23 protein-coding genes are annotated in these 26,593 nt (G+C 71.1%); 13 read left to right on the plus strand and 10 right to left on the minus strand.

The features are described from left to right. Positions 1–59 precede the first annotated feature (59 nt). The gene (locus HG543_RS30005; RefSeq protein WP_169348325.1) at positions 60–1,466 is read right to left on the minus strand and encodes a sigma-54-dependent transcriptional regulator; all 1,407 of its coding nucleotides are present in this window, start codon (positions 1,464–1,466) and stop codon (positions 60–62) included. A 155-nt stretch (positions 1,467–1,621) separates the two neighbouring features. Between HG543_RS30005 and HG543_RS30010 the strand changes: the two genes are divergently transcribed. The 3 genes from HG543_RS30010 to sitI6 are packed head-to-tail and all read left to right on the plus strand — an operon-like array spanning position 1,622 to position 3,661. Continuing rightward, positions 1,622–2,197 carry an NUDIX hydrolase gene (locus HG543_RS30010; protein WP_169348326.1) on the plus strand — a complete coding sequence of 192 codons (576 nt, stop codon included), beginning with the start codon at positions 1,622–1,624 and terminating at the stop codon, positions 2,195–2,197. 34 nt (positions 2,198–2,231) lie between these two features. Then, entirely contained in the window at positions 2,232–2,942 is a 711-nt protein-coding gene (gene sitA6 / locus HG543_RS30015) for a SitA6 family polymorphic toxin lipoprotein (protein ID WP_439332610.1), read from the plus strand. Between the two features lie 2 nt (positions 2,943–2,944). After that, positions 2,945–3,661, plus strand: a complete 717-nt coding sequence (gene sitI6 / locus HG543_RS30020) for a SitI6 family double-CXXCG motif immunity protein (protein WP_169348328.1) — start codon at positions 2,945–2,947, stop codon at positions 3,659–3,661. Positions 3,662–3,667: 6 nt separating this feature from the next. Here the strand turns inward: sitI6 and HG543_RS30025 are convergent, their stop codons facing one another. Genes HG543_RS30025 through HG543_RS30040 form a run of 4 tightly spaced genes read right to left on the minus strand, consistent with a single transcriptional unit; the run spans position 3,668 to position 8,391 of the window. Further along, entirely contained in the window at positions 3,668–5,434 is a 1,767-nt protein-coding gene (locus tag HG543_RS30025) for a fatty acyl-AMP ligase (RefSeq protein WP_169348329.1), read from the minus strand. Then, on the minus strand, positions 5,424–6,158 hold the full coding sequence (locus tag HG543_RS30030) for an SDR family NAD(P)-dependent oxidoreductase (protein ID WP_169348330.1): 735 nt from the start codon (positions 6,156–6,158) through the stop codon (positions 5,424–5,426). The genes HG543_RS30025 and HG543_RS30030 overlap by 11 nt, the downstream gene beginning before the upstream one ends. Further along, the gene (locus HG543_RS30035) at positions 6,151–8,112 is read right to left on the minus strand and encodes an enoyl-CoA hydratase/isomerase family protein (RefSeq protein WP_169348331.1); all 1,962 of its coding nucleotides are present in this window, start codon (positions 8,110–8,112) and stop codon (positions 6,151–6,153) included. Before HG543_RS30035 ends, HG543_RS30030 begins: the two co-directional genes overlap by 8 nt. 6 nt (positions 8,113–8,118) lie before the next feature. Then, complete coding sequence (locus tag HG543_RS30040; protein ID WP_169348332.1) at positions 8,119–8,391, minus strand: hypothetical protein; 273 nt, start codon at positions 8,389–8,391, stop codon at positions 8,119–8,121. Between the two features lie 358 nt (positions 8,392–8,749). Here HG543_RS30040 and HG543_RS30045 point away from each other — a divergent pair, with 358 nt between their 5' ends. Both HG543_RS30045 and HG543_RS30050 read left to right on the plus strand, forming a co-directional pair. Next, a complete protein-coding gene (locus HG543_RS30045) occupies positions 8,750–10,093 on the plus strand; it encodes a cytochrome P450 (protein ID WP_169348333.1) in 1,344 nt (447 codons plus the stop codon). A gap of 217 nt (positions 10,094–10,310) precedes the next feature. Continuing rightward, positions 10,311–12,107 (plus strand): methyl-accepting chemotaxis protein, encoded by a 1,797-nt coding sequence (locus HG543_RS30050; protein WP_169348334.1) that lies wholly within the window; start codon positions 10,311–10,313, stop codon positions 12,105–12,107. On the opposite strand, the gene HG543_RS30055 is transcribed toward HG543_RS30050, so the two are convergent. The 3 genes from HG543_RS30055 to HG543_RS30065 form a co-directional block, all read right to left on the minus strand. Beyond that, a complete protein-coding gene (locus HG543_RS30055) occupies positions 12,091–13,575 on the minus strand; it encodes a sensor histidine kinase (RefSeq protein WP_169348335.1) in 1,485 nt (494 codons plus the stop codon). The genes HG543_RS30050 and HG543_RS30055 overlap by 17 nt on opposite strands. 43 nt (positions 13,576–13,618) lie before the next feature. Then, positions 13,619–14,473: a peptidoglycan-binding domain-containing protein gene (locus HG543_RS30060; RefSeq protein WP_169348336.1), complete on the minus strand. Its 855-nt coding sequence runs from the start codon at positions 14,471–14,473 to the stop codon at positions 13,619–13,621. Positions 14,474–14,563: 90 nt separating this feature from the next. Further along, a complete protein-coding gene (locus tag HG543_RS30065; RefSeq protein WP_169348337.1) occupies positions 14,564–15,244 on the minus strand; it encodes a proline and serine-rich protein 1 family protein in 681 nt (226 codons plus the stop codon). A gap of 376 nt (positions 15,245–15,620) precedes the next feature. On the opposite strand from HG543_RS30065, the gene HG543_RS30070 reads away from it, so the two are divergent. After that, the gene (locus HG543_RS30070) at positions 15,621–16,208 is read left to right on the plus strand and encodes a dihydrofolate reductase family protein (protein ID WP_169348338.1); all 588 of its coding nucleotides are present in this window, start codon (positions 15,621–15,623) and stop codon (positions 16,206–16,208) included. A 63-nt stretch (positions 16,209–16,271) separates the two neighbouring features. Here the strand turns inward: HG543_RS30070 and HG543_RS30075 are convergent, their stop codons facing one another. Beyond that, a complete protein-coding gene (locus HG543_RS30075; protein ID WP_169348339.1) occupies positions 16,272–18,470 on the minus strand; it encodes a glycosyl hydrolase family 18 protein in 2,199 nt (732 codons plus the stop codon). Between the two features lie 509 nt (positions 18,471–18,979). Between HG543_RS30075 and HG543_RS30080 the strand changes: the two genes are divergently transcribed. Next, complete coding sequence (locus HG543_RS30080) at positions 18,980–20,173, plus strand: LLM class flavin-dependent oxidoreductase (RefSeq protein WP_169348340.1); 1,194 nt, start codon at positions 18,980–18,982, stop codon at positions 20,171–20,173. A 98-nt stretch (positions 20,174–20,271) separates the two neighbouring features. Continuing rightward, a complete protein-coding gene (locus tag HG543_RS30085) occupies positions 20,272–21,165 on the plus strand; it encodes an alpha/beta fold hydrolase (RefSeq protein ID WP_169348341.1) in 894 nt (297 codons plus the stop codon). Positions 21,166–21,207: 42 nt separating this feature from the next. Here the strand turns inward: HG543_RS30085 and radA are convergent, their stop codons facing one another. Continuing rightward, complete coding sequence (radA, locus tag HG543_RS30090; protein WP_169348342.1) at positions 21,208–22,572, minus strand: DNA repair protein RadA; 1,365 nt, start codon at positions 22,570–22,572, stop codon at positions 21,208–21,210. A 180-nt stretch (positions 22,573–22,752) separates the two neighbouring features. On the opposite strand from radA, the gene HG543_RS30095 reads away from it, so the two are divergent. The 5 genes from HG543_RS30095 (at position 22,753) to HG543_RS30115 (ending at position 26,462) form a co-directional block, all read left to right on the plus strand. Further along, positions 22,753–23,022, plus strand: a complete 270-nt coding sequence (locus HG543_RS30095; RefSeq protein ID WP_169348343.1) for a GlsB/YeaQ/YmgE family stress response membrane protein — start codon at positions 22,753–22,755, stop codon at positions 23,020–23,022. 155 nt (positions 23,023–23,177) lie between these two features. Continuing rightward, on the plus strand, positions 23,178–24,212 hold the full coding sequence (bioB, locus tag HG543_RS30100; RefSeq protein ID WP_169348344.1) for a biotin synthase BioB: 1,035 nt from the start codon (positions 23,178–23,180) through the stop codon (positions 24,210–24,212). A 2-nt stretch (positions 24,213–24,214) separates the two neighbouring features. Further along, positions 24,215–25,381 (plus strand): 8-amino-7-oxononanoate synthase, encoded by a 1,167-nt coding sequence (gene bioF, locus HG543_RS30105; protein WP_169348345.1) that lies wholly within the window; start codon positions 24,215–24,217, stop codon positions 25,379–25,381. Then, positions 25,374–26,051: a dethiobiotin synthase gene (bioD, locus tag HG543_RS30110; protein ID WP_169348346.1), complete on the plus strand. Its 678-nt coding sequence runs from the start codon at positions 25,374–25,376 to the stop codon at positions 26,049–26,051. Before bioF ends, bioD begins: the two co-directional genes overlap by 8 nt. Positions 26,052–26,183: 132 nt before the next feature. Continuing rightward, complete coding sequence (locus HG543_RS30115; protein ID WP_169348347.1) at positions 26,184–26,462, plus strand: hypothetical protein; 279 nt, start codon at positions 26,184–26,186, stop codon at positions 26,460–26,462. Positions 26,463–26,593 lie beyond the last annotated feature (131 nt).

The raw sequence follows: 26,593 nt of genomic DNA on the forward strand, positions 1-26,593 counted from the left end.
GGGTGGGAGGGCGGTGGAAAATCACGGTGGCGTGTCCGGGTGTAACGGATTTTCGAGGCTCAACCCTCCTCGGGTTGCGTGCCCTTGGGCAGAAAGCCGTACTTCTCCAGCTTGTAGTACAGCGCGGACGTCTTGATGCCGAGCAGGCGCGCGGTCTCCGTCTTCACGCCGCCGGCCTTTTCATAAGCGCGGGCGATCAGCTGCCGCTCCAGGTCCTCGAGGATTTCGGGCAGGGGGCGGTCGCCGTGGGGCACGGGCAGGCCCGCGTCCATGCGGGGCGCGCCGCCGGTGAGGTGGGACGGCAGGTCCGCGGCGGTGAGCACCTCGCCCTCGGCGAAGACGAGCGCCTGTTCGATGACGTTCTCCAGCTCGCGCACGTTGCCGGGCCACGCGTGGCGGGTGAGGGCGCGCAGGGCGGAGTCCTCCAGGCCGGTGACGCGGCGGTTGACGCGGGGGCCGTGCTTGGCGACGAAGTGGCGGGCCAGAAGGCCCAAATCTTCCGGCCGCTCGCGCAGGGGCGGCAGGGTCAGCGGGACGATGTGGAGGCGGTAGTAGAGGTCCTCGCGGAAGCGGCCCGCCTTCACCTCGGCCTGGAGGTCGCGGTGGGTGGCGCTCACCACGCGCACGTCCACCTTGAGCGTCTCCTCGCCGCCCACGCGCTGGATTTCCTTCTCCTGGAGGACGCGGAGCAGCTTCGTCTGCACGGAGGCGGGAATCTCGCCAATCTCGTCGAGGAAGAGGGTGCCGCCGTCGGCCAGCTCGAAGCGGCCGAGCTTGCGCTTCACCGCGCCGGTGAAGGCGCCGCGCTCGTGGCCGAACAGCTCGCTCTCCAGCAGCGTCTCCGCGAGGGCCGCGCAGTGCACGACGACGAACGGGCCGTCCTTGCGGGGGGACAGCTGGTGGACCATGCGGGCGACCAGCTCCTTGCCGGTACCGCTCTCGCCGCGCACCAGCACGGTGGCCTCGCTCTGGGCCACCTTGCGCACCTGGGACATGAGCTTCTGCATGGGCTCGCTGTCGCCCACGAGGCTGCCATGGGTGAGGGCCGCGTCGGCCTCGTGGGCCGCGGTGCGCGCGGAGAGCTTCTCCACCTGGCGGCGGGTGGAGGCCAGCTCCAGCCCCTTGTCCACCTTGGCGCGCAGCACCTCGGGGGGGAAGGGCTTGGTGATGAAGTCGTAGGCGCCCTCCTGCATGGCGCGCACGGCCGTCTCGATGGTGCCGAAGGCGGTGACGACCATGACGACGGCGGCGGGGTCCAGGGCCTTGAGGGACTTCGTCACCTCGATGCCGTCCATGCCGTCCATCTTCAGGTCGGTGACGACGAGGTCGAAGGGGGCCTTGCGGTAGGCGGCCAGGCCGTCGGTGCCGCTGCGCACGGCGGAGACGGCGTGCCCGGAGCGGGTGAGGGTGACGGCCATGCCCTCGCGCAGGGTGTCGTGGTCATCGATGACGAGGATGCGCGCCATGGGGTTGCTCGAATCTCCGTTGAGGGCACCGGCCGGCCGGGTGTGCCCGCATGAGAACACACCTGGAGTCGCACCCTACACCGGCTGGCGCCGCCTGCACGCCCGCCATGCGAAGGCACTGGCGCGCGGACATTCAGGGCGGTACGTGGACGGGCATGGATTCTCCGGCTTCCACCTCCCTGCAGGCCCTGCTGGCGCGGCACGTTCCCACGGATGAGAAGGAGCGCGAGGACCTGGAGCGGATGCGGCACCACGCCGTCACGCTGGCGCAGCCGTTCTCCCGCTCGCAGGCCACGGCGCACTTCACGGGTAGCGCCGTGGTGGTGGACCCGGAGGGCGGGCGGGTGGTGATGCTGCACCACGGGAAGCTGAAGCGGTGGCTGCAGCCGGGCGGGCACGCGGACGTCGCGGACGGCGGGGACATGGCGGAAACGGCGCTGCGCGAGGCGCGCGAGGAGACGGGCTGCCGCGTGCACCTCCACCCGACGGCGCCCCAGCCGCTGGACGTGGACATCCACACCATTCCGGCGCGCAAGGACGAGCCGGAGCACCACCACCTGGACGTGCGCTTCCTGCTGGTGGCGGAGAACCCCGAGGCGCTGGTGCACGACCCGGCCGAGTCCACCGGCGTGCAGTGGCTCACGTGGGACGAGGCGCTGTCGCGCGCGGACGAGGCGCCGCTGCGGCGGATGCTGGAGAAGGCGCGGCGCGTGGTGGCTTCGGCGCGCTGAGCGGGGTGTCAGTTGGGGTTCCTAGGCTCGTGGGATGCGAGCCTGGAAGGTGCTGTGGGTCGTCCTGCTAACGGCCTGTGCTTCGACGAACGTCACCCAGCAGCGATGGGAGGTGGCGGAAGCCGTCGCCGAGGAGTGTGACGACCCGGGGGCGGATCTCTGCACCACGTTCATCTGCGGGGTCGGGGCGTGCGCGCTCTACTCCTGCGAGGACGTGGACCCGGGCCGTCTCGTGCGCGCGCAGGTGGCCGTGCCCGTCCGGCCGCCGACGCCCGCGCGTCCCTTCCCGACTCCCACCAGTCCCCAGCGGTACTGGGGGAGCATGCAAGGGCTTCCGGCGGATGCGGAGCCCATCTTCATCATCCCCTGGAACGAGACGAGCGAGGAGTACGCGGCGCGGCTCAGGAGGGAACTGGAGGAAACGCCCACGCGGACCTGGGTGAAGCACCATGTGTTTCCACAGGCGTTCAAGAGGTGGTTCGAAAGGCAAGGCGTCAACATCCACGAATGGACGCTGGTCATCGACAAACAGGTCCACGAGAGGATCCATCGCGGGAAGAGTGGCGGGCCTTGGAACGCAGAGTGGGACGCCTACATTCGGCTCAATCCGTTCGCGAAGCAGCAAGCCATCCATCTCTTCGCTGTGCAGATGATTTTCCGCTTCGACCTGGCGGGCCCCGTGGTGCCGTACTACGACAAGAAGTTCATTCCTCTATTCCCTGTTGTAGAGGAAGACATCTACTGACCATGCGTCTGTTCAAGCTCGACAAGGACTACACTTCCGAGCGCTATCCGTGGAGCCTCCAGGCAGACCACAAGTGGTGCCTGCCCGGTGTCCACTGCCCCACCTGCGATGAAGTCGGAGGCGGAATCGGAGAGGCGTACCCCTCGGTGGACCTGTCCGAACTGCCCGATCGCAGGAAGTATGGGGCGCGTGTGGAAGAGGACTTCGAGGAGTTCACCCGGATGAGGGATGCGGTACGCCCTCTCGCGCCTGTAGATGCGCCACTCGAGCCGGGAGCGGAGTTCGGTCCGCTGATTGGGAGGGGGCGGGGCCCCTTCCCGCAACTCGTGTTGATGCATCCGTGGATACTGCTCATCCGCCGTGAGGCCCTGGAACAGCTCCAAGCAGAGGGCCTGCGCGGCTTGACTGGCTGCAAGACCCAGTTGCGTTTCCGCGACAAGAACCCGCCCGAGCTGCTGGAACTCCAGATAGAGCCACGAGGGCTGCTGCACCGGGACTGTCTTCCGCGGCTTCTGCCTCCAGCGTGCGTGACGTGCGGTCGACGTGACTTCAGCTTGCCTCCAACCCCCCTCCTGGATGCGGCATCTCTGCCGACAGATCGAGACCTTTTCCGGCTCGCCAACTTCCAGACGGTCATGGTCGGGACGGAGCGGTTCGTGGAGACGGTACGCCGGCTCGGCTTCGAGGAAGTGACGTTCCAGGAGCTGCCGACCCGCTGACCCGCGCTACTCCGGTGCCGCCTCCCGGCTGAACCGCTGCAGCGTCCCATCCAGGTACCGCGCGCGGCATGCGGAGCGCTGCAGCTTGCCGCTGGACGTCTTGGGCAGCGCGCCGGGCCGCACGAGCACCACCCGCGGCGGGAAGCCGAAGTGCTCCTGCGCGACCCGCTTCACCTTCACCTCCAGGGCCTCCACCTCCGCGCCCGCTTCCGGCGTCACCGCGAGGACCACCTCTTCCGTGCCCTCCTCGCCGCGCACGCTGAACGCCACCACCGCGCCGCCGCGCACGCCCTCCAGCGCTCCCACCACGCGCTCCACGTCGGCCGGCGCATGCTTCCGCCCGCCCACCACCAGCAGGTCCTTGAGCCGGTCGACGATGAACAGCTCGCCCTCCGCGAGGTAGCCCAGGTCTCCCGTCCGCAGCTCCGTCCTCGCCGCGCCACCCTCGCGCAGCTCGTGGAAGTAGCCCGGCGTCACCGAAGGCCCCGACACCGCCACCTCGCCCAGGTGCCGCTCGGGAAGCTCGCGCCCGTCCTCCTGCGAGAGGATGCGCACCCGGTGCCCGGGCACCGGCCGGCCCACGCTGATGAACGTCGTGCTGTCCGCCGCGCCCGCCTCCACCGGCCGTGCCTCGCCCCGCGCCGTGAGCGGCTCCCTCGCCACGCTGTCACAGCGCAGCGGCGCGTCGGGCGGAGCGAAGGAGACGGCCAGCGTGGCCTCGGCCAACCCGTAGGCGGGGCGAAAGCTCGTGGCGCGGAAGCCCGCGGGCTCGAAGCGCCGGATGAACGCCCGCGCCGTCTGTGGGTCGATGGGCTCCGCCCCGTCGAAGGCCAGCCGCCACGAGGACAGGTCCAGCTCGCGCAGCGCGCTCTCGGGGATGCGATTCGCGAGCAGGTGATACGCGAAGTTCGGCGCCGGGCTGAACGTCGCCCGGAAGCGGTGGATGGCGCGCAGCCACGAGTCCGGGCGGTACACGAAGCTCTTGAGCGGCGCGACATACGCGGGGATGCCCAGGTACACGCCCAGGAGCAGCCCGGCCACCAGCCCCATGTCGTGGAACACCGGCAGCCACGAATAGACGACGTCGCGCCCGTCCATCCGCCCGCCCTCGATGATGGCGCGGATGTTGGCCACGAGGTTGTCGTGCCGCACCACCACGCCCTTCGGCTCGCCCGTGCTGCCCGACGTGTACTGCAGGAAGGCGATGCCCTCCGGACGGCACCGCCAGTCCAGCGGGCACTCCAGCGGCACGGACTCACCGTCCAGCTCTCCCAGCTCCACGACGCCGAGCGCCGCGTCCTCCAGCGCCCCGGCCACCGCCTGCCGCGCCCGCGCGTCGTCCACCACCAGCGCGCGCGGCCTCGCGTCGCGGGCCACCGAGCGGAGCCGGGCCTGGTAGGACTGCATCTGCAGGTCGGCCATGGACGGCAGCGGGGCGGGGATGGCGCCCAGCACCTGCGTGGCGATGAGGAAGGAGAAGAACGCGTCCGCGCGGGACACGCAGATGAGCACCGAGTCCCCCGCCCCCACGCCCGCGCGGGCCAGCAGCGCGGCGGCCTGGTGCACGCTCTTCGCGAGCGCCGCGTAGGTGAAGGGCTTCGCCTGCGGCTCGCGCCCGGCGAAGCCCACCACGTGCAGCACCGGCTGCTCGGGCGTCAGCGCCACGCGCTGGGAGAACGCCTCCGGGAAGCTGAGGGCCGCATCCGGCAGCCACGCGGCCGAGGGATTCCGTGCCGCGTCCGGCGAAGGAGCGAGGACAGGCTCAGCCGACATGCAGGCCTCCGTCGATGGGAATCGCCGCCCCCGTCAGGTAGGGCGTCTTGCAGGTGGCGAGGAACTCGATGACCTCGGCGACCTCGTCCGGCTGCGCGAAGCGGCGCAGGGGGACGCGGGGCATGACGAACTTCTCCAGCGTGGCCCGCATGGGCGCGGCCATGGGCGTGTCCACGTAGCCCGGCAGCACGGCGTTGACGGAGATGCCATGGCCCGCCAACTCGCGCGCGTGGGACTGCGTGAGCGCCACCATGCCGGCCTTGGACGCGGCGTACGGCGCCGCGAGCGCCGCCCCCGTGAGCCCGGAGATGGAGCTGACGTGCACGATGCGCCCCCCGGTGCGCGCCATGATGGCCCCGAAGTGCGTCGTGGTGTGCAGCGTCCCCGTGAGGTTGATGCGCAGCACGCGCTCCACCGCGGCCGCGTCGTCCTTCAGCGCGGACATCTGCTGGAAGACGCCCGCGCACGTGACGAGCACGTCCACCCGGTGGAAGGCCGCGTCCACCCCCGCCGCGACGCGGCGGATGGACTCCACGTCCGTCACGTCCATCACCTCGAGGCCCAGGCGCGGCGCGTCCGCCCGGAGCCCCTCCAGCTCGCGCAGGGACGCCTCGGCGTGGTCCGTGGCCACCACGTGCAGGCCGGCGCGCAGCAGGCGCCGCACCACCGCGCGGCCGATGCCTCCCGCCGCCCCCGTGACGACGGCGACGCGAGGCTCAGACATTCAGGGCCCGCGGGCTGGGGCGCGGCTCGGTGGCGGGAATGGCTTCGACCGGAGGGAGCGCGGCGGCCACGGCCGGCTGCGTCTCCACCGCCGGAGCGCGAGCGGCGGCGGGACGCGCCTGCGGATAGAAGTCGCGGCCCTTCGCGATGAACGCGTCCAGCGCCTGCACGGGCCCGAGCGGGAGCAGGGCGCGCACCTCGTCCGAGGTGAGCAGCCGGGCTGCGCGCTCGCGCGTCAGGTAGCGGCAGAGGCTGCCGTAGCCGAGCGGGAAGTCGATGAGCTCGCGCGCCAGCACGTCCACGACGGTGGGGTGTCCCAGCGTGCGCTCCGCCAGCGCGCGCGTGGCGAAGCCGAGCAGCGAGATGAGCACCGCGTCCGCGAGCGGGACCGAGCCGTGCGCGCCCAGGGCATCGGCGGTGGCGAGCGCCTCCAGCGCCTCCTGGATGCGCTCGACGGGCGCCGAGGCCGGCAGGTGCGCCACCAGCGCCAGGGCCAGCTCGGGCCGCGGCAGGTTCCGGATGAGCTCCGCCGGCGAGCGCACGAAGCCGAACGCCCGCACCGTGGCCAGCGCGTCGCCCGCCTCGCCACCCTGGAGCACGTGGGCCACCAGCGGCCCCAGGTACGCGCCCAGGAGCGCGTGCAGGACCGGCGCCTCCGTCGCGCGCGACATCACCGGGTGGAACCCCGCGCGGTGCAGCAGCGCGAAGACGGTGCGCGCCTCCTCGGGAGGACGGCCCTCCGCCGCGCGCACCTCCACCACCGGCAGCCCCGCCTCCAGCAGCGGGGCGTAGAGCACCACGTCCGACACCTGCCGCAGCGGGCCCGCCACCAGCTCCGGCGCCAGTGACACCGTGCCCTCCGGCAGCGGACCGCCTTCGGGGGCGTAGCGCGTCACGTGCACCACCGGAACGCCCGGCGGCGGCTGCTGCGGCGCCACGTCCACCGCGAGGCCGCGCACGCGCCGGGTGCGCAGGTCCTCCGCCAGCGACGCCAGCCGCGCGTCCTCCGCGTCGATGACCACGTGCGTGAGCGGCGACAGCTCATGCTCGCGCAGGCTGTGGTGCAGCGCGAGCCGCCGCACGAAGAAGATGGACAGCGCGGCCTTGGCGATGGGGTTCACCACCGAGCGGCCGCAGGCCTCCACCTCCATCGCGTAGTCCCGCGCCTCCGCCGGCCGGCCCCGCCGCGCGGCGTGCAGCATCAGCTCGAAGCACTCCGTGTACACGGGTTGGTAGGCGGGGGGCAGGCTCGCGATGCGCGCGCGCGTGAGCGCCTCGAAGTCCACCGCCACCGGCAGGCGCGCCGCCGCGGACGTCTGCCGGCGCTTGCCACCGCCGCACTCCAGCAGCGCGTCCACGAAGCGCATCACGCTGCCGTCGAAGTCCGCGTCGTCGAAGCAGGCGTCCACCAGCCCCCGCCGCACCGCCTCCGGCGCCGACCAGCGCTCGCCCCACAAGAGGGCGTCCGTGGCGTTCTCCAGGCCGATGAGGCGCGGCAGGTCCTGCGTGCTGCCGAAGGCCGGGATGAACAGGTACTCGGCGATCTCCGTCATGTAGAAGTGCGTCTCGTACGTGCGCGCGGCGACGCGGTAGTCGCAGTGCAGCGAGAACTCCACTCCACAGCCGTAGCAGTTGCCCCGGATGGCGGCGATGGTGGGCGCGGGGAACTCACGCACCGCGCGGTACGCCCGCGTCACCGTCTCCGTCATCCGCGGGATGTCCTCGGGCGCCTGGGCGGTGCCCGCCATCATCAGCCCCACGCCGTTGATGAAGCTGCCCGGCTTGGCGCTGCGGATGACCAGGGCGCGCACGCGCTCCTTGTCCACGCCCGCCAGGATGTCCAGCAGCTGCACCGCCGCCTCGTGGCTGAAGATGTTGAACTGGTTGCCCGGCGTATCCAGCGTGAGCACCAGGACGTCGTCCACCCACTGCATCCCGAAGAGCTTCGTGGACATGGTCGCCTACCCGAGCGCCGCGACGTAGTTGCACAGCGAGCCGACCGTCAGCGCGGACGGGTCCGGCTCGCTGGCGATCCAGTCGTCCAGCAGCACCGGCTGCTGCACCCGGTCCTCCAGCTCCAGCGCCAGCCGGGCGATGCTCATCGAGTCGAAGCCCAGGTCGGTGACGAAGCAGTGGCCCCGGTCGATGACCTCGGGCAGGGGCAGCTTGCACGCCGCCCGCGTCGCCGCCACCACCGCCTCGAGAATGGAATCCGTGTCGCTCCGGGTCTGCATCAGGGAACCCCGCTCAGTGGGCCCATGCCGGGCCCCGTTGGTCATCCAGGAGCAGCACTGCTCCCCACTCACCCGGGCCACGTTCCCCCACCGCGCCGTCCACGCCCCTACCCAGACCCGAAGTTGTATTTTTGTGAAAATATACAGGCACGGCCGAACTATAGAAAGGGAGGTGGCGTGAGTGTGTATCAATTTCTTGTGACTGCGCATTGGCGGACACCTGGGGGGCAAGCCGCCGCTGGGGGACACACAGGTTGCGCACTGCCGCGCCGCCGGCAAGGTCCCGTCGTACCCCAGGGGGGGTCTACGGAGTCCCTGGTCGTCGGAGTAGCGTCACGGTTCCCCGCGAGAAATCACCATGCAGACCGTTTCCCCACTCCCGCCCCGTGTGGAGCTCCCCGCGGTGCAGCAGTCACTGCAGTGGCGCGCGCGCCCGTACGAGCTGTTGCGCAGCTGCCGTGAGCGGCTGGGAGAGGCCTTCACGCTCGACCTGGGCAGTCACGGCACGTACGCGATGTTCTCGCACCCGGAGGCGCTGCGGGACATCTTCACCGCGGACCCGGCGGTGCTGCATGCGGGCGAGGGCAACGTGGTGCTCAAGCCGCTGCTGGGCGCGCACTCGCTGCTGCTGCTGGAGGAGAAGCCCCACCAGCGCGAGCGGCGGATGCTGGGGCCGGCCTTCCACTCGCGGCGCATCGAGCAGTACGGCGCGCTCGTGCGCGAGGCCACCCTCACCGCCCTCCAGGACTGGCGGCCCGGGCAGACAGTCGTCATCCAGGACGTCATGCAGCGCGTGTCGCTGCGGGTCATCCTCACGGCCGTGTTCGGCCTGGAGGGCGGCGCGCGCGCCGAGGAGCTGAGCACGCGCATCCAGGCCTTCCTCAACGACTCGAAGTTCAACCTCGGCAACCTCGGCCAGCTGCGCGGGGACGGCCTCCAGTCCGAGGCGTGGGCCGCCTTCCAGCGGAGCCTGGAGCGCATCGACACGCTGCTCCTGGAGGAGGTGCGGCACCGGCGCGCGGTGAGGGACTTCGAGCGCGGCGACATCCTCGGCATGTTGCTGTCCGCCACGTACGAGGACGGCGCGCCCCTGGAGGACGCCGTGCTGCGCGACGAGCTGATGACGCTGGTGGTGACGGGCTACGAGACGACGGCGACCGCCATCGCCTGGGCCATGCACTGGCTGCACGCGTACCCCGCCACGCTGGCGCGGCTGCGCGAGGAATTGCGCGGGCTGGGCGCGGAGCCGGCGCCCGCCGCGCTCGCCGGCAGCGCCGCGCCCTGGCTGAAGGCCGTCTGCCAGGAGACGCTGCGCCTGCATCCCATCATCCCCGTGGTGGCGCGCCGCACGCAGGCAACCTTCCGGGTGCGCGACTTCGAGATTCCCCCGGGCGTCACCGTGGCCGCGTGCATCTACCTCGCGCACCACCGGCCGGAGACCTTCGCGGCGCCGGACGCCTTCCGCCCCGAGCGCTTCCTGGAGCGCGCCTACTCGCCCTTCGAATATCTGCCCTTTGGAGGCGGTGTGCGCCGATGTATCGGCATGGCCCTGGCGCTCTACGAGATGAAGGTGGTGCTGGGGCTCGTCCTCTCGCGCTTCGAGCTGAGCCCCGTGGACGCCCAGGTCCGCCCCCAGCGCCGCGCCGTCACCCTCGCGCCGTCAGGGGGGCTGCGAATGAGGGTGGAACGACTGCATACCTGAATTGTTACATCCCCACCGAGTGTGCAGGGATTCCAATCCTTTCTCTCAATTGTGAGCACTCGTATTGGACCCGGCGGCTGGAATCCGCGGGGTGTTGCTCACTAAGCTGCATCCTTGAGCGCGGGCATGAGCGGCGAAGGCGGGAGCGCGGTTACATGCCATGTCCCCGGAGGACTCACAGTGGGGAGACGCGCTCACGCCCGGGGGGGCACGAGTCATGGACAACTTGGACGACAAAGTCATCAGTGAGTTCGCCAGACGCGGCGCGCTGACGTTCATCAGCTGGGTGGCGCTGCCCGGCCTGAACTGCGCGTACCTCATCGCGTTGTCCATGGGCCTCAACAGCGAGGAGGGCCTGTGGGCCACCACGCGCATCGCCCCCGCGCTCATCCTCTTCTTCGGCACCGTCTACCCGTGGCTGGCGCTGCGCCTGCTTGCCTCCCGCGCCCTGCGGCACCGCCCGGGCGACGCGCCGGGCGAGCGCCTGGGCCGCATCCTCCGCCTGCCCTGGCAGAGCACCATCTTCACGACGTACGCGGCGTGGACGCTCGGCGGCCTGTGCTTCAGCATCCCGGTCTGCCTCCAGTTCGACAAGGAAGTGCTGCGCGTGGTGCTGGGCTCCACCATCGCCTTCTGCTTCGGCGTGGTGATGTCGTTCCCCATCGCGCTCACCCTGGAGAAGCAGCTCGCCCCGCTCGCGCTGGCGGAGCAGCGCGCGCACCCGGACGCCACGCCCCGGGGCGGCGGCTTCTTCTGGCCGCGCCAGTCCTGGTTCCTGCCCTTCACCTTCGTGGCCTCCATCCTGTCCACGCTGCTGCTGAGCGGGTGCGTGATGACGGTGAAGATGCTGGGCCTGCGTGACTCGCTCCGCGCGGAGCTGGCGGGGCAGGGCACCCTCTCCGCGTCGCAGCTGCTGGATGCGATGGGCGGCTCGCTCCTGACGGAGCTGCTCGGCTCCATGGCGTGGGTGGCGGGCCTGGTGCTCATCCTGCCCACCATCACCACGTACATGCTGGCGCGCCGGCAGGCCGAGGGCACCGGCGCGGTGGGCAAGGCCATTGAAGCGCTGGCCGACGGCCGCACCACGTCCCCCGAGTGGGTGTCCACGGACGAGATTGGCACGCTGGCCGACGGCATGAACGCGGTGCTGGCCAAGCTGCGGCAGCTTCCCCTGACGCTCCAGTCCGCCGTCACGCACCTGAGCGACGCGGCCAGCCACCTGCGCACGGCCAACGACGAGCAGCAGCAGAGCCTCACCCGGCAGGCGGCGGCGCTGCACGAGGCGCAGGTGACGTCGGAGGAAATCAAGCGCACCTCGCTGATGGCGGCCGACCGCGCGGAGGCGGTGCTCAACGTGGCCCGCCGCGCCGAGGAGCTGGGGCAGAAGGGCGAGACGGCGGTGGGGCAGAGCGTCTCCGGGCTGGCGGACATCCGCCGCGCGGTGGACGGCATCCAGCAGCGACTGGTGCGGCTGGCGGAGAGCACCACGCAGATTGGCGACATCACCGAGACGGTGAAGGACCTGGCGGACCAGTCGCACCTCCTGGCCGTCAACGCGGCCATCGAAGCGGCGCGCTCGGGCGAGCAGGGGCGCGGCTTCGCGGTGGTGGCGCGGGAGATTCGCGGGCTGGCGGACCAATCCATCCAGGCCACGCGCCGCATCCGCGGCATCCTCCAGGACATCAGCGCCGGCATCCGCGACGCGGCGCTGATGGGAGAGCAGGGCGTGCAGACCATCGGCACCGGCCTGGACCAGATGCGCGAGTCGGGCGAGTCGCTGCGCGAGCTGTCGCGCATCTCCCAGGAGAACTCGTCCGCCGCGCGCCAGATTGCCGCCGCCGTGACGCAGCAGAACGCCGGCTTCTCTCAAATCTTCACGGCCATCGGCGACCTGTCGCAAATCATGGACGCCACGCTCAAGCGCCTGGAGTCCACGCAGGAGGCCACCGCCACCCTGTCCACCGTCTCCGCGGACGTGGGGAAGATGGCGCGGCAGTTCACCTCGGCGAACTGACGTCCGCGGCCCGGCCGCCCAGCGGCAGGGTGAGGATGAACGTCGTGTCCCCCGGGACGGAGGCGAGCCGCAGGTCGCCTCCGTGCGCGAGGGCAATCTTGCGCGCCAGGGGTAGGCCCAGGCCGGTGCCCTTCTCCCGCGTGGTGAAGAAGGGCTCGAAGATGCGCTCGCGCTCGGGCTCGGGCACGCCGGGGCCGGTGTCGCGGACCTGGATGGTGTAGCGGCCCTCCGTGGCCTCGCCGGACACGCGCACCCGGCCTCCCGGTGGCGAGGCCTGCACCGCGTTCTTCACCAGGTTCACCAGCGCGGCGGTGAGCAGGCTGCCGTCCGCCTCCAGCACCGCGGGCGCGGCCTCCACGTCCACGGCGACGCCGCGCGAGGCGGCCTCCATGGACAGCAGCTCACAGGCGCCGGACAGCAGCGCCGGGGCCTCCACCGGCGCGCGCGCCAGCGGCTGCTCGCGGGCGAAGGCGAGGAAGTCCTCGACGATGCGCTGGAGGTAGGCCACCTCACGTTGGATGCGCGCCACGTGCTCGCCGGCCTCGGCGTGGGCGCCCGCCTGGAGGTCCTCCTGGAGGATGCCGCTGAAGAGGGCGATGCCGCCAATGGGGTTGCGCACCTCGTGGGCCACGCCGGCCAGCATCATCTTGAGCTGCCTGTCGCGGCTCTCCAGCGCGCCGCGCATGACCTCCAGCTCTCGCGCCAGCACGCCGATTTCGCGCGTGGGCTCCGGGGGCACGGGCGTCGTCAAATCCCCGCGGCCGATGCGCAGCGCGGAGTCCATGAGCCGCCGCAGCGGGCGGGCCAGCCCGCGCGCGGTGAGCAGGGCGATGACGGCGAGCGCGGCGAGCGCCCCCGCGCCCATGATGGCGAAGGTGCGAGACAGCCGCTGCAGCGGGCCGAAGAAGGCGGCGCTGCCCTCCACGGCCACGGCGCCCACCACGAGGCCTTCGTGGCGCACCGGCGCATAGCCCGTCTTGTAGAGGCGCCCGTCCGTGCCAGTGAAGAGCACCTGACTGGCCGCGCGCTCGCCGGCGAAGACGCGCGCCAGCTCCAGTCGGTCTCGGGCCAGCTCCGGCGCCTCCACGCCCACCGGCAGCCCGCCGCCCACATCCACGCGCACGCGGCCCTGGGTGTCCACGGCGTAGACGCGCCGCACGCCGCTGGCCTCGCGCACGCCCTCCAGGAGCCGCACCAGGTTGCGCCACGTGCGGGTGCCGTCCACGTCGTCGCCGGGTTCCACCGTCAGCATGCGCTCGCCGTTCACCTGGCTGGCGGTGGCGGCGGCGATGGCGGAGAGGCTGGAGCCCAGCTCCTCCTCCAGGATGGCGCGCGCGAGCTGGTACACGGCCGAGCCCGCCACCGCGACGAAGAGCAGCGTGGGCACGAGGAACGCCACCAGCAGCCGCGCCGAGAGCGACCCCAGTGCGTCCCTCCAACGCGAGGTGTGTCCGGCTGCGTCGGCCATGTGCGCCGCGGACTCTAGCCGAGCCCCGGCGCCCCGGCAGGCCTCAGTGCCTCACGGGTGGAGGCTCGGCCTCGCGCGACAGGCCCACCTCGCTGGGCGCGTCCGACTCGCCGCTCACCCGGGGCGGTGGCGCCCGCGGGGCCTCGGGAGCCCCCTCGCGCACGGCGCCGTCCACCGAGGGCAGCCGCAGCCAGTACACGTCCGCGCCCGCGTGGTAGCGGTGGGAGACCGAGAAGCGGACCGTGTAGGGCCCGGACTCCTCGCCGTGGGACACGAGCAGCGGGTCACTTCCCGGCTCGAGCACCAGGGACACGTGCTCGCCCCGGCCGTTGCGCGCCCAGAGGACCAGGTCTCCCGGCCGTGCCTGCGACCGTGGGACGCGGGTGAGGTGGCCCAGCAGCGTGCCCGTGTACCCCTGGCCGTTGTAACCCAGTCCGTTGGGGTCCGACGCGCCCGCCCACTTGTAGCAGAGCGTGACGAAGCCGGAGCAGTCCGTGTCGAGAGGCAGCTTGCGCCGCTGGTGGATGCCGTCCATGGGGCGCAGCTGCTTGTAGTGGATGCCGCCCGCGTTCGAGAGGCCCCACCGCGCCTCCTCGACGATTTTCGAGCGCAGCCCGCCCACGGGCACGGGCTCCGGCGCGGAGGCTCCGCGCAGCGCGGCCCACGTCACCGGCCCGACGATGCCGTCCACCGTCAGTCCCCGCGCGCGCTGGAAGTTCATCACCGCCGTCTTCGTCATCACGCCGAAGACTCCGTCCGCCGCTCCGGGGTCATAGCCGGCCCGGGACAGCAGCATCTGCAGCTCCCGGACGGCCTCGCCCGTCGCTCCCTGCTGGAGGGTGGGGTCGGCCCTGGAGGGCCGGCTCGGCGCCGGGATGTACGTTTCCTGTTCAGGCATGGCGTCTCCTTTCGGGGAGCACGGAGGCCCCCTCGGGCTGGAGTGCGCCAAGGGCGTTCGTGACGAGCCGGACGCCCGGACGGCCGGCGGCTACTGCGCGGACATGATTTCGATGTAGTCCTCGCCGTTCAGCGAGTTCTCCCACTTGGAGGAGAAGCCCAGGCTGTGCTGCGGGTTCACCACGTGGGGCGCCGCGTTCTTCGCCACGTCCAGGCGGGTGAGCTCGTTGTCGAACAGGTCCAGCACCAGGCCGAACTGCCTCGCGGTGAGGTAGTTCCGCTTGAACATCTTCTCCGCCATGTCCTCGCGGGTCAGCTCGTTGTCCGTCGACTTGAGGGCCTTCATGACGCCGCGGAAGGTCTCCGCGTCCATGGCGAGCTGGCCATCGCGCTTCAGGGTGCAGCCCGGGTCCTCGCCGGTGCCACAGTCGCGGAACACCGGCTCGGACGCCATGCCCTTCACGTGAACGGCCCTCGGCTCCTCGTGGTGCCGCGGCTCGGGCACGCGCCGCTCACGCTTCTCGGTGCGCTCGCTCGTCTCGGCCGGTCTGCCGCCCGACATTTTGATGTTCATGCGCGCACCGCCGGCCTGGACGTCCATGTCCATGCTCTCGGCTTCACCGCCGGGGCCCGTGCCCTTCATCTGGATGTGGGCCGCGGGCATGTCCACGTCATCCACCTGGACGTTCATGTTCATCTCGACGTCCTGGGCGGAGGCGGTGGTGGCGACGAAGACAGACACGGCAATCACTGCACGGGCAAGCGAGGTCATCTGACAGTCCATGGGGTGCGAGGAGCGTGCCCGCCGTCCCCGATGAGCGGGGCTGCGTGGACACGACTGCTCGGACGCACTCCCACGCGAGATATTCACGATGCGTGTACGAGTCCGGAGCGCCAGCCTGAAGTACCGGGTTGCACGCTCACCGGGAGTATGCGTATACGTGCTGTCGGCGCCTCACGGCGTCGTCCAATGATCTCCTCTCGCTGACAACGCACCGCGTGACCGCTCCCGTCGCCCCGGCATTCCGGCCGAGGCGCGTCGTGACGTGCCGTCCCTCTGCGTTGGCCCGACCGAGTCCCCCGCCGCGAATCCAACCCACCGTGCCCCCGGTGCGCCGGGCGCACGCGCAGTCCAGGAGATTTTCCGTATGCGTAAGCTCAAGTACCACGTTGGTTCCACCGCTGACGGCTTCATCGCCCACGAGGACGACTCGTACGGCGCCTTCCTGCAGGAGCGCCTGGTGAAGGACAGCGAGCACATCGCCGACTACATCGCGTCCTTCTCCACCACGTACGACACGGTGCTGATGGGCCGCCGCACCTACGAGCCCGCCCTGAAGGTGGGGGTGACCGACCCCTATCCGATGATGGAGACGTATGTCTTCTCGCGCTCCATGAAGGAGAGCCCGAACCCGCGGGTGAAGCTCGTCACCGAGAACGCGCTGGACGTCATCCGCGAGCTGAAGGCGCGGCAGGGCAAGGACATCTACCTGGCCGGCGGCTCGCAGTTCGCGTCGATGCTGCTGGACGCGGGGCTCGTCGACGAGGTCATCCTCAAGCTGAACCCGCTGCTGCTCGGCGCGGGCGTTCCGCTCGTCACGCGGCTGCGGAACGTGAACAGCCTCGAGCTCTTGTCCACCAAGGTCTACAAGAACAGCGTGGTGTTGCTCCGCTACGCCGTCCTGCCGGAGGGAGCGCCGGGGACGAACCCCATGCCCCCGCCTCCCGTGGCCTGAGTACCGGCCGGCCGGTGACGCCACATGCGCGTCACCGGCCGTGCCCCTTCGCGCGCGACCCGGCTACTGCAGGAACGCGCTCTTCACCGCGTCCAGCAGCGGATTGGCGCCGGTGGCGGGGTCGATGCAGCCCTGGTTGATGCTCCAGATGATGGTGCCGCCGAAGCCGTTGTCGCGGGTGTACGCGCCCTTGGCGGCGATGGCCTGCGGGCTGTCGTAGGAAATCCAGCGCACGGTGCCGTCCTCCACGGGGGTGCTGAAGGTGAGGTAGCTGGCCGCGGCCACCGCGTCCCAGTTGTATTTCCCGGACGCGGAGAGCTGGTGGATCTTCTTGTACGAGAAGGAGTTGTCGCTGCCCACGTAGTCGGACCAGTGGGTGAAGTTCTGGTAGGGGCCGGTGATGTTGCGCCAGGCCATCCCGTAGAAGGGGATGCCCATGCCCAGCTTCGCCTTGGGGATGCCCGCGCTGACCCAGCCGTTGAGGCTGGCCGTCACGGACGTGGGGCGGTTGCCGGAGTGGCCGTAGAGGGCGGAGGTGTACCAGGACTGCCAGCCCTCCCACGGGCCGACCATCTCGTAGGACATGACGTTGATCTGGTCCACGTACGGCACGAGGTTGGCGAACCAGGGGTCCGCGTCCGTGGGCACGTTGGCGTTGATCCACCCGATGGGGAAGGTGAGCAGCATGTTCGGGCGGGCCGCGCGCAGCGCCTTCACGAGCGCGAGCAGGTCCGGCTTGTCGGCCGCCTCGACGGGCTCCCAGTCGAGGTCGAGGCCGTCGTAGCCGAACGTATCCATGGCGGTGAGCAGGCTCTGCACGAACTTCGCGCGGTTGGCGCTGTTGGCGGCGGCCACCCAGTTGGCGTGCTCACCGGCGCCACCCACCATGATGATGGCCTTGCGGCCGGCCGCGTGGGCCCGGGTCGCCAGGGTGCGGGCAATCTGCGGGCCGTTGTCGTTGTCGAACTGCGTGCTCACCGTGCCGTCCGGCCGGGGCGTGACGCGGCCAACCATGATGTGCGTCATCGCGCTGAAGTCCACCTTCTCCGGCGGGTACAGGTCCGCGTTCCAGCCGGTGTAATAGCCGGACACCCACTTGCCGGTGCCGCCCGGGTTGGGCGCGGTGACGGTGACGGTGGCGGTGGCCTTCTTCGTCGTGTCGGCCTGGCTCGTGGCGATGACCTGGTACGTGCCCGGCGTCTGGGGCGCGGTGTACACGCCGCCGTTGGTGACGGTGCCGCCGCCCTGCGAGACGGACCACGTCACGCCCGTGTTCGTGCTGCCGGTGACGGTGGCCGTGAAGGCGCGCGTGGCGCCCGGCGCGAGCGACGCGCTGGTGGGGCTCACGGCGATGCTCACCGTGGGCACCGGCGCGCGCACGGTGGCGGAGACCGCCGAGGAGCGCGGACCCTCACCCGCGGGGCCCACGGCGGCCACCGCGTACCAGTACGTGGCGCCGGAGGTGACGGCGGCGTCGCGGTACGAAGCGGTGGAGACGGGGGCGGTGGTGAGCTTCGTGTACGTGCCAGCCTGCGAGGTGGCGCGGTAGACGTTGTAGCCGCTCGCCCCGCTGACGGTGCTCCACGTCAGGGCGACGTCCGACGCGGACCCGGTGGCGCTGACGCCCGTGGGCGCCGTCACGGCGGACGCGAGGAGGCGGACGTTGTCGAAGTACATCACCGGCAGCGAGCGGCCGGCGCCCTCCTGCAGGACGATGCCATCCATCGTGACGTTGACCACGCCGAGCGCGGACAGGGGCACGCGGCAGCGCGTCCAGGCGCCGGCCTTGATGCTGCCGCCGTCACAGTACGTGTTGACCTTGACGGTGGGGCGCGCCTTGCCGGCGACGGTGGCGTACGCGGCGAGGGCGGGGTCGGCCGTCGCGCCGCCGTGGACCTGGAACTCCAGCGACTGGAGCCCCGCGGTGGGCACGCCCGCGTTGTGGAAGTACAGGCCCGTCCACGGGCCGAACGTCACCGAGATGGCGCGCGTACCCGAGGCGACGGGCGACGTCACCGCGAGGTTGCGCGTGGCCCAGGACCAGTCCACCCAGCCTGTGCCGAGCGCATCCGTGTACAGGGTGGTGTCGCCCGCGGCGGTGGCCTCGATGTCGTTGTCGGCGGGTGCGGGAGGGGAGGCCTCTGGCGCGGGAACTTCCGGGATGGATACCTCCGGCAGGGGGGCCGAAAAGTCAGCCGCGCCACCACACGCGGTGAGGTGCGCTCCAAGCGCCAACATGAACCACTTGAGCTGCTTTCTCATGTCGCTCCAGCGGCCAGGATGCGTCGGACCGACGAGGACCCGCTTCTCCACGTACAGCCGGTGGAAGGGCCCATCGCCTGCCCGACCGCCGTGCCGTAGGTGGCGGGCGTGCAAGGGGTTCCTGGCAATTGGCGTCACAAACACCAGGACTTCCCGTGGAGGTTCAAGGCATGGGGTGAGGTATTTCGGCACTTCGCCTGGAGGTCAGCACATGGGGCTTGCGGGTGGACAAGCCATTGCTCTCAGAGGGAGGTGCGTCTGGGAATGATGCGAGGGGGCAATGCCTTGAAACGTAGGCGTGTCTGCCTTCAAAGCGCGGGGCGTTCGTCCGGCTGCCCGTCATCCCTGATGTTTCAATCCTACGCTCCAGTGGTCCGCCCGCGAAATCATCCTTGTCGGGTGAAACACCGGATTGCCAGACAGTCCGGTTCCGAGCGCCACTGCACTACGCTTCCTCCAGCCCTCGTTCCGAGGGCGCGTGCCCGAGGGCAACGGAAAAAGGGGCGGAGATGCGACTCGATATCTTCTCGGAGATGCAGCACCCGAAGGAGCACTGGACCGGGGACGACCACGAGCACCGGCTCATCCAGGAGACGCTGGCGCAGGCGCGACTGGCGGACGAGATGGGCTATGGCGTCTGGTGGCAGGTGGAGCACCACAACGCCGTGGACTTCAGCTACAGCTCGGCGCCCGAGTGCATGCTGACGGCCATCGCGACGAGCACGCGGCGGCTGCACGTCGGTCACTCCTCCGTGCTGGCGCCGGGGCGCTTCAACCACCCCATCCGCGTGGCGGAGCGCGGCGCCTTCCTCGACCACCTGAGCGGGGGCCGATTCCAGCTGGGGCTCGCGCGCAGCACCATCCCCGAGTGGCGCCTCTTCAACATCGACGCCGACTCGACGCGCGCCCAGATGCAGCAGGCCTTCCAGATGATTCCGAAGATGTGGACCCGCGAGAAGTTCTCCTGGGACTCGCCGGAGTACCGGTTCAAGGACGTCGACATCCGGCCGAAGCCCTACCGCAAGCCGCATCCACCTCTGTGGCAGGCCTGCTCCAGCCCCGCCTCCTTCGAGCAGGCGGGCCGCAACGGCGTGGGGGCGCTCGGGGTGACGCTCTGGGCGTCGCTCGATGAGGTCGCGGAGATGATCCACCTCTACCGCGAGGCCCTGCGCACGCGGTGCGAGCCGGTGGGTGAGTTCGTCAATGACCAGGTGGCCTTCTTCACGTTCGTGCACTGCGCGGACAGTGAGCGGGAGGCCATGGAGAACGGCGCCGCGAAGGCGGCGGCCTGGTACACGAATGGCTCCTTCACCTTCTTCGAGGCGAAGGACGCCTTCATCCAGACGGCCGCGGAGCTGGAGGCCCTGGCGAAGGACCCGGCGGGTGGAGGGCTGACGGGGCAGTACCAGCGCAGGAAGGACCCCAACGCGCCGCAGTCCCGGGCCCAGCGGCTGCTCGGCCGCATCGTCGCGGGCGAGGACGTGCCGGACGGGCAGGTGTGGGAGGTGCTCAGCGAGCAGGAGTCGCTCATCGTCGGCACCCAGGACCAGGTGCGCAGGGGGCTCAAGCGCTACGAGGCGCTGGGCATCGACGCGCTGATGTCCTTCCAGCAGGTGGGGGCCTTGTCGCATGACAAGGTCATGAAGAGCATCCGCCTCACGGGAGAGCTCATCCCGGAGTTCAAGACGCCAGCGGCCCCATAGGGACGGAGGCGCGGATTCGTCGCCAGCCGGGCGGGTGGGCTCCGTATGCTCCGCCGGAAAGACCGCCCCTGGCGGGCCCGGGCAGGAGGAGCACGGACATGAAGCACGACTACGCGGACGTGAACGGCATCCGCATGCACTACGTGGCGGCGGGGGAGGGTGAGCCCATCCTCTTCCTGCACGGCTTCCCGGAGTTCTGGGGCGTGTGGAAGAAGGTGATGGCGGACCTGTCGAAGGACTTCCGCGTCATCGCGCCGGACCTGCGCGGCATCAACCTGACGTCCCGCCCGGAGCGCGTGGAGGACTACGCCATTCCGCACCTGGTGGCGGACGTGCGCGCGCTGGTGAAGCACCTGGGTGACACGCCGGTCACCCTGGTGTGCCAGGACTGGGGCGCGCTGCTGGGCTGGAGCTATCTGCTGCGCCACCCAGACACGGTGAAGCGCTTCGTCGCCATCAACGTCACGCACCCGGCGCTCTTCCTGCGCGACCTGCGGGAGAACCCGCGGCAGCAGGAGGCCAGCCAGTACATGCTGGCCTTCCGCACCCCGGGCTCCGAGAACATGCTCATGGCGAACGACTTCGCCTTCGGGCGGCAGGCCCTCTTCGCGGACGCGCGCTCGCGCGGGGCGGACATCTCCGAGGAGGACATCAACGAGTGGGTGGCGGCGTGGCGCCAGCCCGGGGCCCTGAAGGCAGGGCTCGACTACTACCGCGCCGCGCGGCTGGGCCCGCCGGACGGGCAGGGCAACCCCGGCGGCGGCACCCTGGTGGACGGGCTCACGCCCGAGCAGCTCCAGGTGAAGGCGCCCGTGCTCGTCCTGTGGGGAGAGCAGGACCCGTACCTCCTGCAGGACGGGCTCGTGGGGCTGGAGCAGTACGTGAGGGACTTCTCCGTCCAGAAGTTCCCCGAGAGCGGCCACAGCGTCACGATGGAGCGCCCGAAGGAGGTTGCCCGCGCCGTGCGTGACTTCATGGCCGCGAAGCGCTGAAGCCCTCCACGGTGACGCGCTGGCGCGCGGTGTCCGGCTGTCTCAGTCGAACATCGCCGCCAGTGCCTCGCCGAGCGTCTCCACGCCCACCACCCGCAGCTTCCCGGCGTCCTCCAGTCGCCGCGCACTGCCCGCCGGCAGCACCACGCGCTGGAAGCCCATCTTCGAGGCCTCCGCCAGCCGGGGCTCCACCTGGCCCACCGCGCGCACCTCGCCCGCCAGGCCCACCTCGCCCAGCACCAGCGTGTGTGGGTCCAAAGGCCGGTTCTGCAGGCTGCTCACCAGCGCCGCGCACACGGCCAGGTCACACGCGGGCTCCGACAGCTGCATGCCACCGGCCACGTTGACGAAGAGGTCGCAGCCCACCAGCGGAATCTCCTCCTTCTTCTCCAGCACCGCCGCCAGGAGCGCCACGCGGTTGCCGTCCACGCCGATGGCCGTGCGCCGCGCGGTGCCGTAGCCCGTGGGCGCCACCAGCGCCTGCACCTCCACCAGCAGGGGCCGCGTGCCGTTCAGCGTGCTGGTGACGATGCTGCCGGACTTGCCCACCGGACGCTCGGAGAGGAAGAGGGCGGACGGGTCCGCCACCTCCACCAGCCCCGCGCCCTTCATCTCGAAGACGCCAATCTCGTTGGTGGAGCCGAAGCGGTTCTTGTGCGCCCGGAGGATGCGGAAGGGGTGCCCGCGCTCGCCCTCGAAGTAGAGGACGGTGTCCACCATGTGCTCCAGCACGCGCGGGCCCGCGATGGAGCCTTCCTTCGTCACGTGGCCCACGATGAACGTGGGCACGCCCGTGCGCTTGGCGAACGCCATCAGCCGGCCCGCCACCTCGCGCACCTGGGTGATGCTGCCCGGCGCGTTGCCCAGCTCCGGCAGGTACATGGTCTGGATGGAGTCCACCACCAGCGCCTGCGGCTTGAGCGCCTCGGCGGCGCCCAGCACCCGCTCCGCGTCCGTCTCCGCGAACAGGTGGATGGCGTCTCCCTCCACCCGCAGCCGCTCCGCGCGCATCTTCGTCTGGCGCAGGCTCTCCTCGCCGGACACGTAGAGCACCGGCCCGTGGCGCGCCAGCTTGTCCAGCGCGGCGAGCAGCAGCGTGGACTTGCCGATGCCCGGGTCACCGCCCAGCAGCACCACCGAGCCGCTCACCACTCCGCCGCCCAGCACCCGGTCGAACTCGGCGATGCCCGTGCGGCGGCGCACTTCCGTCTCGCCGCTCACCTCGCGCAGCAGCATGGGCCGCGCGGCCCCACCCGAGGCGCCCCACGCCGGGCGCTTCTCGTCCACCTTCGCCTCTGTCTCCTCCAGCAGCGAGCTCCACGCGCCGCAGTCGGGACACTTCCCGAGCCACTTCGCCGTCTGGTACCCGCACGCCTGGCAGGTGTAGTGCGTCTTCGCCTTCGCCATGCCCGGTGTGTAGCGCGGACCCCTGACGTTTTTACGCCCTTTCAGCCCGGCCCGAACGGAGAGCAGGCAGGCATCGTGTCAACCCCCTTGGTGTCAAGTTGTACGGCCGGGAGGTACGGACCACCTTGCTCTCAACCGGGCGTCGCAACCCGCGCCGCCCCTCAAGCAAGGGAGGTAGTCATGGGGATCATTGCTTTCCTGGTCATCGGCCTGCTGGCGGGCCTCATCGCTCGCGCCCTGATGCCGGGCAACCAGTCCATGGGTCTCATCGCCACCACGCTGCTGGGCGTCGCCGGCTCCTTCGTGGGTGGCTTCATCGGCTCGCTGTTCCGTAGCGACGGCCGCATCTTCGACCTGCACCCGTCGGGGCTGCTGTTCTCCGTCCTCGGCGCCATGCTGGTGCTGCTGCTGGTAGGCATGGCCGGCCGCCGTCGCCGCGTCCACGTCTAGCGACACCCGCTCTTGAAGAGCCCGGGGCCGGCACTCCTGAGCGGGTGCCGGCCCTTCTTCGTCGCGGCAAGTCGTCAACCTCGTTGCTCGTCGGCGTTGACAAGTTCCCGCCGCCCGCGCACCTTCGCGCTCCTCAAAGCCCCGCCGAGGAGCCCATGCCCGACACCGCCGCCCCCAGCGAGTCGTTTCACGGTCATTCCCACACGGCCACGCCGCCGCCTCCGGGCGTCGAGGTGCGCCACGACTGGAGCCTGGCCGAGGTGCGCGCCATCTACGCCATGCCCCTCCTGGACCTCGTCCACCGGGCGCAGACGGTGCACCGGGCCGTGTTCCAGGACAACAAGGTGCAGCTGTGCTCGCTCCTGTCCATCAAGACGGGCGGCTGCTCCGAGGACTGCGCGTACTGCCCGCAGGCGGCCCGCTACAAGACGGGCGTGAAGGCGGAGAAGCTGATGGCGGTGCCCGAGGTGCTGGAGGCCGCGGCGAAGGCCCGCTCCGCCGGGGCCACCCGCTTCTGCATGGGCGCCGCGTGGCGCGAGGTGAAGGACGGCCCGCAGTTCGACAGCGTGCTGGAGATGGTGCGCGGCGTGCGCGCGCTGGGCATGGAGGCGTGCGCCACGCTGGGCATGCTCACCGACAGCCAGGCGAAGCGCCTCAAGGAGGCGGGCCTGTCCGCGTACAACCACAACCTGGACACCTCGCCCGAGCACTACGGCGACATCATCTCCACCCGCACCTATGACGACCGGCTGCGCACGCTCGACCGCGTGCGCGACGCCGGCATCTCCGTGTGCTGCGGCGGCATCATCGGCATGGGCGAGTCCGTGGACGACCGCTGCAACCTGCTGCGCACCCTGGCCAACCAGGAGCACCACCCGGAGTCGGTGCCCATCAACGCGCTCGTCCCCGTCGAGGGCACGCCGCTGGCCGGGCAGCAGCGCGTGGAGACGGTGGAGATGGTCCGCACCATCGCCACCGCCCGCATCCTCATGCCCCAGTCCATGGTGCGCCTGTCCGCCGGCCGCCAGCAGATGAACGAGGAGGCGCAGCTTCTGTGCATGATGGCGGGCGCCAACTCGCTCTTCTTCGGCGAGAAGCTGCTCACCACCGGCAACCCCGAGTACGGCCAGGACATGGCCCTCTTGGAGAAGGCCGGCATCCGCCCGCTGGAGCCCCGGAAGGACGGGTAGACGTGAGCTTGGCCTCGGCCTGGGCGCGGGAGGACCTGGACGCCCTCTCCGCGCGCGGCCTGCGCCGGTACCTGGAGCCGCTCGACTCGCCCCAGGGGCCGGTGGTCCGCGTGGGCGGGGAGACGCTCGTCAACTTCTCCTCCAACGACTACCTCGGGCTGGCCGGCTCGCCGTCGGTGCGCGCCGCCGCCATCGCCGCGCTGGAGCGGTACGGCACGGGCACCGGCGCCAGCCGGCTGGTGGTGGGCGACACCACCGCGCACCACCGGCTGGAGGCGCGGCTGGCCGCCTTCGAGCGCGCCGAGGCCGTGCTCCTCTTCAACAGTGGCTACGCGGCCAACACCGGCATCGTCCCCGCGCTGGTGGGGCCCGGTGACGCCGTCTTCTCCGACGCCCTCAACCACGCATCCCTCGTGGACGGCTGCCGCCTGTCGCGCGCCCGCGTCGTCGTCTACCCGCACGCGGACGTGGAGGCGCTCACCCGCGCCCTGGCGGACACGCCCGCGCGGCGCAAGCTCGTCGTCACCGACACCGTCTTCTCCATGGACGGAGACGTGGCCCCGCTGCGCGAAATCGTGGAGGCCTGCGAGGCGCACGGCGCCGCGCTGATGGTGGACGAGGCCCACGCCACCGGCGTGCTGGGCGCCCGCGGCGCCGGCCTGTGCGAGGAGCTGGGCCTGGAGGCCCGCGTGGACCTGCGCATGGGCACGCTGAGCAAGGCGCTGGGCGGCATGGGCGCGTACGTGGCCACCTCGCGCGCGGTGGCGGACCTGCTGGTGTCCCGCGCGCGGCCCTTCGTCTTCTCCACCGCGCTGCCCGCCGCGCTGTGCGCCGCCGCCGAGGCCGCCGTGGACGTGGTGGAGGGCGACCCGGACCTGCGCGCGCGGCTGTGGCGCAACATCCGCCGCTTCGCCGCCGGCCTGCGCGAGCTGGGCCTGCACGCCGAGGCGCGCAGCGCGGTGTTCCCCGTCATCCTCGGCGAGCCGGGCCGCGCCCTGGACGCCGCGCGGCGGCTGCGTGAGGCGGGTGTGCTGGTGAAGGCCATCCGCCCGCCCACCGTGCCCGAGGGCACCAGCCGCCTGCGCTTCTGCCTTTCCGCCGCCCACACCGTGGGCCACGTGGACCTGGCGCTGGACGCGCTGCGCCGGGTCGGAGTCCATCATGGCTAGACGCCCGTTCCAGATTTTCGTCACCGGTACCGATACCGGAGTGGGGAAGACGCAGGCCTCCTGCGCGCTGCTGTCGCTGCTGGCGGACGCGGGGCTCCAGCCCCAGGGCTTCAAGCCCTACGAGAGCGGCTGTGCCTCCCTGAAGGAGCCGGCGGACACGCTGGCCATGCGCGAGGCGGCGGGCAGCACGCTGCCCGTGGACGCCCTCTGTCCCCACCGCTTCAAGGCGCCCCTGGCCCCCGGCGTGGCCGCGCGCCGCCTGGGCAAGGAGCCCGACTGGGACCTCACCCTGTCCGCCTGGGAGAAGCTGCGCCACGGGCCGGCGGTGGTGGAGGGCGCGGGCGGCCTCTTCGTGCCCCTGGACGGGTGGCACGACGTCATCGACCTCATCGCCACCCTGCGCCTGCCGGTGCTACTGGTGGCCCGCGCGGGCCTGGGCACCCTCAATCACACGGCCTTGTCGCTGGAGGCGCTCGCCGCGCGCCGCATCCCCGTGCGCGCCGTGCTGCTGTCGCGCTCCTCGCCCGAGAAGGACCCCTCCGAGGCCGACAACCGCCAGCTCCTGGAGGAGCGCCACCGCGTGCAGGTGCTCGGGCCGGTGCCGTACATCCCTGATGCGCGGCGGCGCCGCGCCGCGTTCCGCCGGGCGCTCCAGCCGCTGGTGCCGTGAGCGCGCGGAGGCCGGAAAATCGGCCTCCGGCGCGTTTCCGCCACTGAGCCGGTGCTACAGGTCGCGCAAGTTTTCGGGTCTCACGGCCGTGAAATGGACGTGCCGTTTTTTCCGCGCGAGAACGCGTTGCGAATGGCGGACATCATCGATCTCACGTTCCACGCGGACGTCCGGCGCTTCTTCAACAAGCTCATCGACACGAGGGGGCTCTCCTACTTCCTGCAGAAGGAAGGTCCCCGGCTCTTCCACATCGAGCCCTCCAAGGTCGAGCTCGTCCTCCGGACCGCGCTGCGCGCCCGGAACCCGGAGCTGCCCAAGCCGCACGAGAAGGCCATCGAGCACTGCCGCAAGGAGCTGCGCCGGGAGCTCATCCGCCGCGTGGCCAGCGCCATGCTGCAGACGGGCCTGTGAGCGGCTTCTCCGCTCGCACCGACTTTCCCCGCACCCCGAACCCGCTGGCCGAGGCGCTCGCCCGGCACCGCGCCCGCGGGCTCCCCCTGTTGGACCTCACCGAGTCCAACCCCACCCGAGCAGGGCTGCCC

Source organism: Pyxidicoccus fallax (assembly GCF_012933655.1).
Classification (GTDB): Bacteria; Myxococcota; Myxococcia; order Myxococcales; family Myxococcaceae; genus Myxococcus; species Myxococcus fallax.